This is a genomic window from Acinetobacter sp. YH12069 (assembly GCF_013419675.1).
Lineage (GTDB): Bacteria > Pseudomonadota > Gammaproteobacteria > Pseudomonadales > Moraxellaceae > Acinetobacter > Acinetobacter amyesii.
Window position 1 is genome coordinate 61,633 of sequence record NZ_VOZS01000012.1, and the last position, 12,879, is coordinate 74,511.

12 protein-coding genes and 3 tRNA genes are annotated in these 12,879 nt (G+C 42.0%); 8 read left to right on the top strand and 7 right to left on the bottom strand.

The annotated features are described in order from the left end of the window. Positions 1–224: 224 nt before the first annotated feature. Entirely contained in the window at positions 225–830 is a 606-nt protein-coding gene (locus FTU16_RS10580; RefSeq protein ID WP_180055693.1) for a 2-hydroxychromene-2-carboxylate isomerase, read from the top strand. A gap of 191 nt (positions 831–1,021) precedes the next feature. Here FTU16_RS10580 and FTU16_RS10585 read toward each other — a convergent pair whose 3' ends face one another. After that, positions 1,022–1,597, bottom strand: a complete 576-nt coding sequence (locus tag FTU16_RS10585; RefSeq protein ID WP_180022197.1) for a hypothetical protein — start codon at positions 1,595–1,597, stop codon at positions 1,022–1,024. 158 nt (positions 1,598–1,755) lie between these two features. Beyond that, entirely contained in the window at positions 1,756–3,267 is a 1,512-nt protein-coding gene (locus tag FTU16_RS10590; protein ID WP_078194071.1) for an aldehyde dehydrogenase family protein, read from the bottom strand. A 221-nt stretch (positions 3,268–3,488) separates the two neighbouring features. On the opposite strand from FTU16_RS10590, the gene FTU16_RS10595 reads away from it, so the two are divergent. Further along, positions 3,489–4,670 carry a transcriptional regulator gene (locus FTU16_RS10595; RefSeq protein WP_180041639.1) on the top strand — a complete coding sequence of 394 codons (1,182 nt, stop codon included), beginning with the start codon at positions 3,489–3,491 and terminating at the stop codon, positions 4,668–4,670. Between the two features lie 21 nt (positions 4,671–4,691). On the opposite strand, the gene FTU16_RS10600 is transcribed toward FTU16_RS10595, so the two are convergent. Both FTU16_RS10600 and FTU16_RS10605 read right to left on the bottom strand, forming a co-directional pair. Further along, positions 4,692–5,654, bottom strand: coding sequence for an alpha/beta hydrolase (locus FTU16_RS10600; RefSeq protein ID WP_180163215.1), 963 nt, complete (start codon positions 5,652–5,654; stop codon positions 4,692–4,694). Positions 5,655–5,900: 246 nt separating this feature from the next. Continuing rightward, positions 5,901–7,112 (bottom strand): iron-containing alcohol dehydrogenase, encoded by a 1,212-nt coding sequence (locus FTU16_RS10605; protein WP_078191526.1) that lies wholly within the window; start codon positions 7,110–7,112, stop codon positions 5,901–5,903. Between the two features lie 422 nt (positions 7,113–7,534). On the opposite strand from FTU16_RS10605, the gene FTU16_RS10610 reads away from it, so the two are divergent. Next, a complete protein-coding gene (locus FTU16_RS10610) occupies positions 7,535–9,235 on the top strand; it encodes an NAD-dependent malic enzyme (protein ID WP_180109293.1) in 1,701 nt (566 codons plus the stop codon). Between the two features lie 138 nt (positions 9,236–9,373). Here the strand turns inward: FTU16_RS10610 and FTU16_RS10615 are convergent. The 3 genes from FTU16_RS10615 to FTU16_RS10625 form a co-directional block, all read right to left on the bottom strand. Then, positions 9,374–9,449: transfer RNA gene (locus tag FTU16_RS10615), tRNA-Gly, on the bottom strand. A gap of 46 nt (positions 9,450–9,495) precedes the next feature. Continuing rightward, positions 9,496–9,571: transfer RNA gene (locus tag FTU16_RS10620), tRNA-Gly, on the bottom strand. A 47-nt stretch (positions 9,572–9,618) separates the two neighbouring features. Then, positions 9,619–9,691, bottom strand: a tRNA-Gly gene (locus FTU16_RS10625). A 242-nt stretch (positions 9,692–9,933) separates the two neighbouring features. Here FTU16_RS10625 and FTU16_RS10630 point away from each other — a divergent pair. From FTU16_RS10630 to FTU16_RS10650, 5 genes are all read left to right on the top strand, one after another. Then, entirely contained in the window at positions 9,934–10,245 is a 312-nt protein-coding gene (locus tag FTU16_RS10630; RefSeq protein ID WP_078191519.1) for a BolA family transcriptional regulator, read from the top strand. Positions 10,246–10,253: 8 nt separating this feature from the next. Beyond that, complete coding sequence (locus FTU16_RS10635) at positions 10,254–10,646, top strand: SirB2 family protein (RefSeq protein ID WP_180163216.1); 393 nt, start codon at positions 10,254–10,256, stop codon at positions 10,644–10,646. 63 nt (positions 10,647–10,709) lie between these two features. Next, positions 10,710–11,546, top strand: a complete 837-nt coding sequence (locus FTU16_RS10640; protein ID WP_180003554.1) for a ParA family protein — start codon at positions 10,710–10,712, stop codon at positions 11,544–11,546. A gap of 13 nt (positions 11,547–11,559) precedes the next feature. After that, positions 11,560–11,964, top strand: coding sequence for a hypothetical protein (locus FTU16_RS10645; protein ID WP_180163217.1), 405 nt, complete (start codon positions 11,560–11,562; stop codon positions 11,962–11,964). Between the two features lie 307 nt (positions 11,965–12,271). Then, positions 12,272–12,865, top strand: coding sequence for a LysE family translocator (locus FTU16_RS10650; protein ID WP_168378830.1), 594 nt, complete (start codon positions 12,272–12,274; stop codon positions 12,863–12,865). Positions 12,866–12,879: the final 14 nt, after the last annotated feature.

Consider the following 12,879-nt stretch of genomic DNA (forward strand, 5'->3'; position numbering starts at 1 on the left):
CGATACTTTGAATAATTAGACGCTAGTGAACGAGTTTTGCGGATGACAATGGTTTTGGGTACTTTTGCCGAAACAAAAGTACCTCCAGCCGAAGGCTAATCCCTTTATTTAAACCCTGGATGTAAGACTCCGTCAAATCGGCTTAAAAATCATTTAAAAAATACGATGTTACTTTTACGTGCGTAACATCAGTTAGGAAAATAAGCAAAAAAAGGACGAAAAACATGAAAGTCATTGAATTTTATTTTGATGTCGGCAGCCCATATAGTTATATCGGTTTTCATCGCATTCAACAGATTGCACAGCAGTATCAAGCCGAGCTGATCTGGAAGCCGATGCTTCTTGGTGGAGTGTTTAAAGCTACTGGCAACAGTAGTCCGATGGCTGTGCCTGCCAAGGCACGCTATTCCATGCGGGATCTTAAGCGCTGGTCAGATCTATGGCAGATTCCCGTGCAAATGAATCCGTATTTTCCAATCAATACTTTGCAGTTGATGCGTTTGATTACCGCAGTCCAATTATTTCAGCCTGAAGTATTTCTCAATGTACTGACGGGTATTTTTAACGCGATGTTTGGTCAGCCACGCAATTTAAATGATCTCAATAAATTAATTCAATTGATGCAAGAGCTTGGATTGGATGTAGAGCAAGTTAAATCATGGCTTGAAGATGAAAAAGTAAAGTCTGAGCTTAAAGTTATTACCGAAGAAGCCATTGCACGAGGTGTGTTTGGGGCGCCAAGTTGGTTTGTCGATGATGAGTTATATTGGGGTGTTGATCATTTACATTTTGTTGAGGCGGCTTTACAGGCTTCATCACGATCAGCCTAATTGGACGAATACTTGAGTGAATGCTACTGAATATGAGCACCAGTTTTAGGACGGGAATGCAGAAGTTATTGTAGATGTAAGTAAAATTATAGAATGGATCATGGCTGATTGTCTTACTTACATCTACTTTTACTCAGCTTTCATTTGTATTGAGTCTTATTTTTGGGGTACTAACTTAAAAAACTTAAGCTTTATTCCGTATATAAATAATGCTGACATTTGGTGCAATTTACGGTGCATGAATCGCTTGCATAAATACCTTTACGAAAGAATCGTTTATTGCCGCAAAAGATACAGATAAATTCATCTTTATGATTTTTAGCGCTTGGTAGCTCTTGGTAAACGAGTCTTAATCCATTGTCTTTATAACGATAATTTCGACCATAAATTTGTTTAGCAAGCCAATAGTCCAAACTTGTAAATTTTATGGCAATACAACTGATGATACAAAAAGGAAATAGCCATATAGATTCAAATGCTTTGGAAACAGACGCCCAACCTGAAAATACACTTGTGAAAGTAAAAAACATGACCGCGAAAGCACCAAAGAAGAAAAGATAGAATACTTTGCTTTGGAAAGAGCTTAATTTGTTTAAGTATTTGAGATGATGTTCATAGGTCGAAATATCATCTTGGTTGGGCACAAATGCGGGATAACGTGCTTGCTTAGGTTTGTCTGACACTTGATCACCAAATGAATGACCACAGGCACTACAAAAGTGATGTTGTACTAATGCTTTTTCTCCACAGGAGACACAATATTTCATAGCTATTTAAATATTTTTAATTAATAAAGTTATTTGTTTAGCAAGCATAAGAAAATTTGCAGCTTTTTAAAAGAAATTTTAATGAATTCATTGAAGAGGCTTCTAACAAAAAAGCGAACCGAAGTTCGCTTTTTATCTCATGTATTGTTCAACGCTGCTTAGAAGAAGCCCATTGGTTTGGTGTCATAGCTCACCAACAAGTTTTTGGTTTGTTGATAATGATCAAGCATCATTTTGTGGTTTTCCCGGCCGATCCCTGATTTTTTGTAGCCACCGAATGCTGCGTGTGCAGGGTAGATATGATAACAGTTGGTCCATACACGACCTGCCTGAATCGCACGGCCTGCACGGTAAGAAGTATGCGCTGAACGCGACCAAACCCCTGCACCTAGACCATAAATCGTGTCATTGGCAATTTTAATGGCATCATCAAAGTCTTTAAAGGTTGCTACTGAAAGCACAGGGCCGAAGATTTCCTCTTGGAAAATCTTCATGTCATTGGTGCCTTTAAAAATCGTTGGCTCAATATAGAAACCTGTACCGACTTCATTTCGTGGGTCACCACCAGTAATGAGCTGTGCACCTTCATTTTTACCTGTCGCGATACAGCCTAAAATTTTGTCTTGCTGCTCTTGCGATGCCTGTGCACCAATCATGGTATCGGTATCGAGTGGATGACCCGTCTTAATACGTTTGACACGTTCGACAGCCATTTCCAAGAATCGATCTGCAATGCTTTCTTGTACCAATGCACGTGAAGGACATGTACAAATTTCACCTTGGTTGAGCGCAAACATGGCAAAACCTTCGAGTGTTTTATCTAAGAACTCATCATCTTTGTCCATGATGTCTTCAAAGAAGATATTTGGTGATTTTCCACCAAGTTCTAAAGTCACAGGAATGATATTTTCAGTCGCATATTGCATGATCATTTGACCCACAGCGGTTGAACCGGTGAAGGCGATTTTTGAGATGCGTGGATTGGTCGCCAATGGACGACCGACTTCAACACCATAACCATTCACAATATTCAGCACGCCCGGTGGGAGTAGATCTTGAATGAGTTCAGCCAAGACCAAGATGCTGACAGGCGTTTGCTCCGCAGGTTTCAACACGATGCAGTTACCCGCAGCCAATGCTGGAGCAAGTTTCCAAGCCGCCATCAAGATTGGGAAATTCCACGGAATAATTTGACCGACCACACCAAGTGGTTCATGGAAATGGTAAGCAATAGTATTTTCATCAATTTCAGAAATGCCGCCTTCTTGGGCACGGATACAGCCGGCAAAATAACGGAAGTGATCGATACAAAGTGGAATATCAGCGGCTAAGGTTTCACGAATCGGTTTACCGTTGTCCCATGTTTCTGCAACTGCAAGGAGCTCTAGGTTTTCTTCAAGTCGATCGGCAATTTTTAATAAAATATTTGAGCGTGTCGTTGGGGAAGAGGCGTTCCATTGGGCTTTGGCTTTATGCGCTGCATCCAAAGCCAATTCGATATCTTCAGCAGAAGAACGTGGCACTTTGGTAAAAACTTTACCGTCTACAGGGGAGATATTTTCAAAGTATTCACCTTTCACTGGCGCGACCCATTGGCCACCAATCAGGTTTTCATACTGAGCTTTAAACTGAACTTTTGAACCGGGTTGATTAGGATCGACATAACGCATATGAATTTTCCTTTGCTTGTTTATTATGATCTTGTTGGGCTGCCCATCTGTGGCAATCTACAGCTTTGGTATAAGGTACTTTTGTACATTATTTGATTAGCATAGCCTGTATAAGGTTGGAAAAAGGTTGGAGACAAGAAGGTTTACAATATTTTTTTTCAGTCTTAAAAACAAAAGCTGGGAAACGGATTTTTAGTCATGAATTGTTGTGAGAATAATGAATGATGATACAGAAGGATTTATCTGAAAAACGACAGAATGTCGAACGGTTAAGGCAGGGCATGAGTCTGTCAAAGCAGCAAAGCTCGCAATTGAATGAGAGCATTGCGAGTTCTTGGCAGCGATCGGCGCAGGCGGAAATTCCGGAAAACCGGAGTGCTGCGCCTTTGGTGAATTTAAGTCCTCAGAGTCAACAGCAGTCGGCATTGCATCATGCCTTGCAACATTGTGCCGAAGATTTAAAACACATTGCCGAACAATCGTCGATGGTACTTGCCGTAGGCGATGTGGGGAGCACGATTATTTGGAGTGCGTCGAGTCGGCAAATGCAAAGTGCTGCGGAAAGTGTGCATTTTATTGCAGGTGGGCAATGGCGCGAAGAATTGGTCGGAACCAATGCTTTAGCGTTGTCTCTAAAAACCCAACAGTCGAGTTGTGTGTTTTCAAATGAACATTATATGCCGTCTGTACATGAATGGGTCTGCTATGCAGCACCGATTATCGATCCACACACACAGCAAATTTTAGGTGTGGTTGATTTATCCACCGTGTGGAAAAACCACAATAGTTTAGGGCTACTTGCGGCTGAACGCTGCGCTTCGATTATTCAATCGGCTTTACTTGATTTTCAAAAACAGCATTTGTACATTCGGGCCTTTGCTGTGCCGCAAGTGTTATTTAATGGCAAAGTGATGGTGCTGACCCCACGGCAAATTGAAATTTTGACCATCTTGGCGCTATGTCCGCAAGGCATGACCTTAGATACTTTGCATCAAGCCTTATATGGTGAACGTAAGGTGAGCGTTGGGACTTTAAAAGCAGAAATGTCTCAGCTACGCGATATTTTGGGCGGCATGTTAGGCTCACGTCCTTACCGTCTATTGGCACAAGTCGAAGCCGATTTTTTGCAAGCCGAGCAAGCCTTAGATGCTGGTTATCTCGATTCGGCGTTGAAACTATGTTCAGGGGTTTTCTTGGCCAAAACCGAAAGTCCTTTTTTAGGGGCATGGCGCGATTGTCTTGAGTCACGATTAAGCCAAGCGATTTTTAATGCCAAAGAAACAGATGTTCTACTCAAACATGTCGCGCGTTTCCCTGAAGCTATCGATGCGGTTGAACGCCTGATTGAGCTGATGCCGAGATCGCATCCCGTACATCAGACCTTGTTGAAATTAAAACAGTAAGTTGCAATGTCATTCGGGCTGTTAAAAACCTTTATTGGCCAGCCATTCAAAGAGCTGGGTATAGACTTGTTCACGCGCGGTTTTTTCCGAAAGCACTAAATCATGCAAGCCATTGTGTATGCTTTGAATGGTGACATCGCCCTGAATTTTCTTGGCATATTTTTGGATGTCTTTTACACCTAAAATCACATCACTGGTCTGCGCTGCTTTACCCCATTTTTTGGGATTTTTAGTTTGATGCGAGTGCATGACCAAGACCGGTACATCTAGGCTGATACCTCGATGAATCTCTTTTTGAGCCTCATAAATTGTCCGCACGAAACTTAAATACACCATTGGATAGCGGGTCTTTTTCCAGTCTAAATTGAAGTCCCATTCACCCTTGAGTTCGCGGTGTAAGCTGGCGGTGTACCACTTATTCAGTTCACTTGGAAATTTTAAATTGGGAAAGGTTTTTGCCAATTTACTCAGCTGTGGAATACCCAGTGCGCGTTTCACTGGATTCATGTTGAAATCATAAAATGGGCTATTGACCCAAAGGGCTTGAATTAAAGGATGATTTTGATGATGCGCCGCATACAAGGTGGTGGTTAATCCACCCGTTGAATGACCACAAAGCAGTAAGGCATCGTGACCTTCATCTGCAATGATCATTAGGGCTTGATCTATTTCGGCATCGTATTCAGATAGTTCATGCACATTATAGTATTTTTGATGCGGGCGGATGGAGCGGCCATATTTTCTTAAATCCAAGGCATAAAAGTCGAAACCGTGCTGATTAAAGCGTTCCGCCATTTCGGTTTGGAAAAAATAATCGATAAAGCCATGGATATAGAGCACCGCTTTGGAGGTGGGGGCCGCTGCTTTTTTGCGAACCAGTGTGGCAACCACAGGGCCTTCATAATCATCCGGGAAGGTCAGCGTGGCTTGTTCATAGCCTGCGCCCAAAATGTCAGGCTGATACTGAATATGTGAATGGCTCATTATTATACTCATCAATATTATTGGACATTATGCTTTATCCTTGATGAGCCATAAGCTTTTGTCAAATGAATAATCGATGCTGTTATGCGAACTAAAAAAGAGTGACCTCAGTATGAAAACGACCAATCTAGAGTCGCTTCCCTGAAATAAAAAGTGAAATGGATTCAGTTGAGCCTACATCACCAGACTCAAAGGGTAATGTAGGCACTTAGGTCACTTAAACATGAAGACCTTTAAGGACTTAACTTAAACGGCCGCTTTGAAGTCGACCACAGAAGCATTGGCTTTAAGCGCTGCCTTGAAAATATCAACCACTTGAGCATGATTCGCTTTACGTGGATTGGTTAGCATGCAGGCATCTTTTTGCGCATTTTCAGACATGATGCTGAGGTCTTGTTCTTTCACACCGAGTTCAGAAAGGCTCGATGGAATGCCAATCGAAGCAGAGAGTTCACGGATTGCTGCAATCGCTGCATAAGCCGCTTCAGTCACCGTTAAACCGTCGGTTGGCACACCCATGAGCTGTGCGATACGTGCATAGCGGTCAGGGCAGGCGATCAGGTTAAATTCGCAAACGTGTGGTAGCAGCACGGCATTACATACGCCATGTGGCAAGTTGTAGAAGCCGCCAAGTTGGTGCGCCATCGCGTGGACATAACCTAAAGAGGCATTGTTAAAAGCCATTCCTGCTAAGTACTGTGCATAGCTCATCGCATCACGTGCTTCTAGGTTTTCGCCATTGGCGACGGCAGGGCTGAGCCATTCACTGATCATTGCAATGGCCTTTTCAGCACAAGCATCGGTAATTGGGTTTGCAGCAGTTGATACATAAGCTTCGACCGCATGTGTTAATGCATCCATACCGGTTGCTGCAGTGAGCGCCGCAGGTTTTGCAATCATTAGTTTCGGGTCATCAATGGCGATAAGAGGGGTACAACGCCAATCGACAATCGCCATTTTAACGTGGGTGTCAGTATTGGTAATGATACAGAAACGGGTCATTTCTGATGCCGTACCTGCGGTGGTATTAATCGCAATGAGTGGAGTCATTGGAACTGTGCTTTTATCGATGCCTTCATAGTCACGAATATGGCCACCACCGGCAGTCACTAAGCCAATGCCTTTGGCACAGTCATGAGAAGAGCCGCCGCCGAGAGAGACAATAAAATCACAGCCATTGTCATTGTAGGCATCTACACCGCTATGTACGTTGGTGTCAGTTGGGTTGGGTTCTGCGCCTGGGAATATATGACTTTCTACGCCAGCTTCAGTTAAATATGCGGCAATGGTGTCTGCCACACCAAATTTGTATAGACCGGCATCGGTCACGATAAGCGCTTTCTTTGCGCCAAGATTTTGCGCCTTTGCACCAATTTCTTTAGCACAGCCGGGGCCAAAAAGTGAAACACAAGGGATGTAAAAACCGTTTGTTTGATCTGCAATATTTTTAAAAGCCATGGTGCGATTCCTTCTACCATCATTTTGAGTTGTTATGGGTGATACTCACCTGAAATGAGTATTGCGAGGGCACACAAAGAATGACACCTACCAAAGACCTACCAAATTTATGGATTTGTATTAATACCTAGTAAGTTTTTGATTTTATATTTTATTTATAAAAATAATATTGAACGATATTCGCTAAAAGTCGTAGTCATTCTGCGTCATTTGAATCAAAAGATTAAAATAAATGTGTTTGAAATTGGTATGAATCGCTTTGGTCTTATCAGATTATAAAATCTTGCTTAAAGTAGTATCAATTTACTAAATGCCCCAAAGCGCTCGAATCAGGATAGGCTATAACAAATAACGAGATAGTCACTTTTGTGCATTTCGCTTTTTGCAGTGCAAAACAAAAGATTAATTAAACGAGTTAAATAATGCCCAGTGAAAATTTGAAAACGAAACGACCTTTATATATTCCTTATGCCGGAAATACACTTTTAGAACTCCCACTTTTAAATAAGGGTTCTGCGTTTAATGAAGATGAACGTAAGAGCTTTAATTTGCACGGTTTAATTCCACATGTCACAGAAAGCATTGAAGAGCAAAGTCAGCGTTCTTATCAGCAATATTGTGCATTTAATAGTGATATCAATAAGCATATTTACCTGCGCAATATTCAAGACACCAATGAAACATTGTTCTATCACTTAATTGAAAACCACCTTAGTGAGATGATGCCGATCATCTATACACCAACAGTGGGTGAAGCTTGTCAGCGCTTTTCAGATATTTACCGTCGTCATCGTGGGATTTTTATTTCATATCCTGACCGTGATCATATTGACCAAATTATTCATAACGTGAATAAAAAGAACGTGAAAGTGATCGTTATTACGGACGGTGAACGTATTCTTGGACTTGGTGACCAAGGCATTGGCGGGATGGGGATTCCAATTGGTAAGTTGTCGCTGTACACCGCATGTGGTGGGATCAGTCCAGCTTATACATTGCCGATTACTTTAGATGTCGGAACCAATAACCAACAGCTGTTGAATGACCCGATTTATATGGGATGGAGTCAGCCTCGTATCAGCGGTGAAGAATATTATCAATTTGTCGATGACGTGATTAAAGCCATTCAACAACGTTGGCCAAAAGCGCTGATTCAATTTGAAGACTTTGCACAAAAAAATGCGATGCCTTTATTGGAAAAATATCGCGATAAAATTTGCTGCTTTAATGATGATATTCAAGGAACAGCAGCGGTGTCTGTCGGAAGTTTAATTGCGGCATCACGTGCAGCAGGCAAGCAGCTCAAAGATCAAATCGTCACATTCTTAGGGGCAGGTTCAGCAGGTTGCGGGATTGCAGAGCAGATCATCAAGCAAATGGTGGCGGAAGGTTTAACCGATGCTCAAGCGCGTGCGCGGGTGTTTATGGTCGATCGCTTTGGTTTAATTACTGAAAATCAGCCGAATCTTTTAGATTTCCAACGTAAACTTGCCCAATCTACAGACAATGTTGCACATTGGGCTGATGCCGAATCTATGATTTCACTGTTGGATGTGGTGAAAAATGCCAAACCGACTGTACTGATTGGCGTTTCGGGACAACCGGGACTGTTTAGCCAAGAGGTCATTGAAACGATGGCTGCGAATTGTGAACAGCCTATTGTGTTGCCACTGTCTAATCCAACATCGCGTGTCGAAGCGGTGCCTGCAGATATTATTGAGTGGACCAAAGGTAAGGCCCTGATTGCGACTGGCAGTCCATTTGCACCAGTGAATTATCATGGCAAGATTCATCAGATTTCACAGTGTAATAACTCCTATATTTTCCCGGGGATTGGTCTCGGTGTGATTGCATCTGGGGCGAAACGTGTGACGGAAAATATGCTGATGGCATCTAGTACGGCATTGGCGGACTGTTCACCAAAATTGGCAGATCCAAATGCTGATTTATTGCCAAGTTTGGATTATTTACAGGATATTTCGAAGAAAATTGCATTGAAAGTCGCGTTGGCTGCGATTGCTGATGGTGTTGCGCCAAATGTCAGCGTTGAAGTGCTCGAACATGCGATTGAAGCGAATTTCTGGAAACCGGAATATCGTGATTATGTCCGTGTGACCTATTAACGCAATTTTAATTTTTATTCATATTTGTGGAACCTGACTCAAACCATGTTCCACATACTGAATAAATATAGATTGATTTTGATTGGTGTAAGCGATAGATAAAAAAGCCCCCATCTTTCGATGAGGGCTTTTTGAATTTGGAGCGGGAAAGGAGACTCGAACTCCCGACCCCAACCTTGGCAAGGTTATGCTCTACCAACTGAGCTATTCCCGCGGAGTCTATCCTGTTTTTTTACTAAAAAACTGAATCGAAAAAAATTTGGAGCGGGAAAGGAGACTCGAACTCCCGACCCCAACCTTGGCAAGGTTATGCTCTACCAACTGAGCTATTCCCGCGGAGTCTATCCAATTTTTTAAATAAAAAACCGAATGAAAAAATTTTGAGCGGGAAAGGAGACTCGAACTCCCGACCCCAACCTTGGCAAGGTTATGCTCTACCAACTGAGCTATTCCCGCATAGCCACGTATAATACATTAAGGATTTTTCAGGTCAATAACTTTATGAAAAACTGTGCATCGTTTGCATAAAATAAAAACAATTTGTTTGAAATTCGGAAGATTTTTGCAGGTCGAAGGCTTCCATTTTGATGAAATCATGCAATTCAGATGGTTTCAGCAACTTTGCGACACAAGAACTTGAACAAATACAGGCTATACTAAGACCAGTTGAACCTTTTTTTGAATTTGGGAGAGCCGTTTTGAGTTTAGAACAGCAATTAATTGAGCGTCTACAGACATTAGCGCCTACACATCTTGAAGTGGTGAATGAGTCCGCAGGTCATGGAGGTTATTTCCCAGGTAAAGAGTCGCATTTTAAAGCAGTGATCGTGAGTGAGGCATTTGCAGGTTTGCGTTTGGTGCAACGTCATCAAAAAGTCTATGCCGCAGCAGGTGATTTACTTAGTCCGGGGCAAATTCATGCCTTGGCCATTCATGCGTTTTTACCCGAAGAATGGAAAGGTCAAGACACCACTAGCCCTGAATGTGCGCATGCACCAAAGTCATCTTAAGGTGAGCCATGGAAACGCAATTAATCATTAAAATCATTCATATGTGTGGCGTGGCTTTAGGCTGTGCTGCCATTTTCATTCGTGCTTTTACGCTGTTTAAAGGGACGCAGGGCAATTTACCCAATCCAGCAGGCCGGAAGTTTTTTGTTGCTTTGCAACATGGCTCAATGACATTAATTGCCGTAACAGGAATTATCTTATTGTTTATGAAAAACTTTGATGTGCAGCCATGGTTCTATGCCAAAGTTGTACTGTTTTTGGCGCTTCTGTCTTCTTTATCTAAAGCGTATAAGAAAGATGACAGTGTTTTATTGGTTCAGCGCCGTGCAGGCTTATTTATTGCAGCTATTGCACTTATTTTCATCATTACATTGGTTATAATCAAACCAGTTTTTGGATAAATGGCTTATCCACATGGCCGATTTCAAGGCTTGAGTAGAAAAACAAAGATTAGAGGGTTTTGAATGCGTACGCGTGTGGTATTTAACCAAAAAGGTGGTGTGGGGAAATCGAGTATTACGGTCAATTTAGCTGCGATAAGCGCGCACCAAGGTTTAAAAACTTTGGTGATTGACCTCGACCCTCAAGCCAATTCAAGTCAATATTTGTTGGGGGATGATGCGACGTACTCGGCAGATAAGCCTGCTCTTGAACCCAATATTGAAAATTATTTTGAAGAAGTCTTGGGGACGCAACAAAGTAAAGGTTTGTTGGGAAATGCCATCGGTTCGATTTTGAAGGGTCGTGCCAAAGGTTTGGAAAGTTATGTGCATGCATCGCCTTATCCACGTTTAGATGTGATTCCAGCCAGTCCAAATTTAGGCGCGTTGGCACATGCCCTAGAATCTAAGCATAAAATCTACAAACTGCGTGATGCTTTACAGCAGATGAGTGGTCAATATGATCGAGTATTTATTGATACACCGCCGGCCTTTAACTTTTTTACTTTATCTGCGCTGATTGCCGCAGATCGCGTGCTGATTCCATTTGACTGTGACGTGTTTTCAAAACGAGCTTTACAGACCCTGATCGAAAATGTGTTGGAAACGCAGGATGATCATAATGATCATTTAGAAATTGAAGGCATTGTGGTCAATCAATTTCAGGCACAGGCGAAGTTGCCGCGCGAAGTTGTACAACAACTCAAAGATGAAGGTCTGCCTGTATTGGACAGCATGTTACCGCCTTCAGTGCTGATGAAAGAATCTCATCATAAAAATCAACCTTTAATCCATTTGGCTGCAGATCATAAATTGACGCAAGCCTATCAATCATTGTTCAATGAAATTGAGCAAAAGTAGTATCGAGAAAAGTATGAATGCACTTAAATGTGGTCTAGTTGCTTTCACTGCTGTTGTATTGGGTGCATGTGCAAGTACGCCTAAACCAAGCTATGTTTCACCTACACAGTATCAGTCTTTGAGTTGCCAACAATTGCAAAGCGAATACAACCGAATCCACGACTATATTCAAAATGGTGTAGAAACACCGAAGCGCACAGGTGTCGGTGTGGGTGTTGGCCTCGGTGGTGGCTGGGGCAGCCGTGGAGGTTGGGGCATTGGTCCGAGTATTTCGGTCAATATGGGACAATCTTCAAATACCAAACGTACCGAACTTTCACGCGTTCTAGGTGAGCAAGAAGCGATTGTACAGGCAGCAAAATTTAAGGGTTGTCCGATTATCGTTCGCGCAAATTCGGCTACCGCAGCAAAATTATAAACGGATCATGAGCAGAGGCTTAGGCCTGTGCTATGAGAAAAGTGTAATAAAATTTGTCAGTAGGCGAGGCGTCTACTGGCATTTTTTTTGAGCCAAATAAACTGCACTATTTAGAGCCAATAAAATATTTAAATATATGAAAAAATTAAATTAAATATTATTTGTGGATTTCAATACCTCCTTCTGGTCTTGAACATTCAGCATGAGTGCATTGACTTGTACAAGGATAAAACTGACCTAGCGCGTACTTGTTTTTTTAAATTCATTTCGGCTAAGGTGTGCGCTTTGAAACATTGTCTGGGTATTTATGATTGAGAGTTGGCTTTTTGTATTGGCAATGATTGCGGTGATGATGACGCCGGGACCTAGCAATGCACTAATGGCAAGCTCTGCACATCAACAAGGCATTGCAAAGACGTGCATGCTGATTCCTGCAGAATTATTGGGCTATTTCTATGCCATTAATTTGTGGGCGTTGATTATTCATTTAAGCGCTCCAGTGTGGCCGAATTTAATTCACTTGCTACATTTTCTCAGTATTGCCTATGTTTTATGGTTGGCTTTTCATTTGTGGAAATCGACGCATTTACATCAGTACAATCAAAAACATCCTTCAATTCAACCACGTGAATTATTCATTTCCTCGTTAAAAAATCCGAAAGCCTTGCTTTTTGCTGCAGGTATTTTCCCGATAGAAACTTGGGCAAGCCCATTAAATTTTATTTTGGTTTTTGCTGTATTTAGTGTGGTTTTGCTGCCTGTTGCGTTGTTTTGGATGTCATTTGGACGGACAATTTTGGCGGGTAAGACTCAAAAAATTAAGGCCGATCTTCTGTATAAAGGATCGGCCCTGATGCTGATTTTATGTATGTTTCCCGTGGTTTTGCGCTTTTTTGCTTAAAGGCGTTCACCATA

What these genes read in the sequence shown, in the direction of transcription:
- FTU16_RS10580 (WP_180055693.1), top strand. Translation starts at nt 225, where the DNA reads ATGAAAGTCATTGAATTTTATTTTGATGTCGGCAGCCCATATAGTTAT.
- FTU16_RS10585 (WP_180022197.1), bottom strand. Translation starts at nt 1,597, where the DNA reads ATGAAATATTGTGTCTCCTGTGGAGAAAAAGCATTAGTACAACATCAC.
- FTU16_RS10590 (WP_078194071.1), bottom strand. Translation starts at nt 3,267, where the DNA reads ATGCGTTATGTCGATCCTAATCAACCCGGTTCAAAAGTTCAGTTTAAA.
- FTU16_RS10595 (WP_180041639.1), top strand. Translation starts at nt 3,489, where the DNA reads ATGATGATACAGAAGGATTTATCTGAAAAACGACAGAATGTCGAACGG.
- FTU16_RS10600 (WP_180163215.1), bottom strand. Translation starts at nt 5,654, where the DNA reads ATGAGCCATTCACATATTCAGTATCAGCCTGACATTTTGGGCGCAGGC.
- FTU16_RS10605 (WP_078191526.1), bottom strand. Translation starts at nt 7,112, where the DNA reads ATGGCTTTTAAAAATATTGCAGATCAAACAAACGGTTTTTACATCCCT.
- FTU16_RS10610 (WP_180109293.1), top strand. Translation starts at nt 7,535, where the DNA reads ATGCCCAGTGAAAATTTGAAAACGAAACGACCTTTATATATTCCTTAT.
- FTU16_RS10635 (WP_180163216.1), top strand. Translation starts at nt 10,254, where the DNA reads ATGGAAACGCAATTAATCATTAAAATCATTCATATGTGTGGCGTGGCT.
- FTU16_RS10640 (WP_180003554.1), top strand. Translation starts at nt 10,710, where the DNA reads ATGCGTACGCGTGTGGTATTTAACCAAAAAGGTGGTGTGGGGAAATCG.
- FTU16_RS10645 (WP_180163217.1), top strand. Translation starts at nt 11,560, where the DNA reads ATGAATGCACTTAAATGTGGTCTAGTTGCTTTCACTGCTGTTGTATTG.
- FTU16_RS10650 (WP_168378830.1), top strand. Translation starts at nt 12,272, where the DNA reads ATGATTGAGAGTTGGCTTTTTGTATTGGCAATGATTGCGGTGATGATG.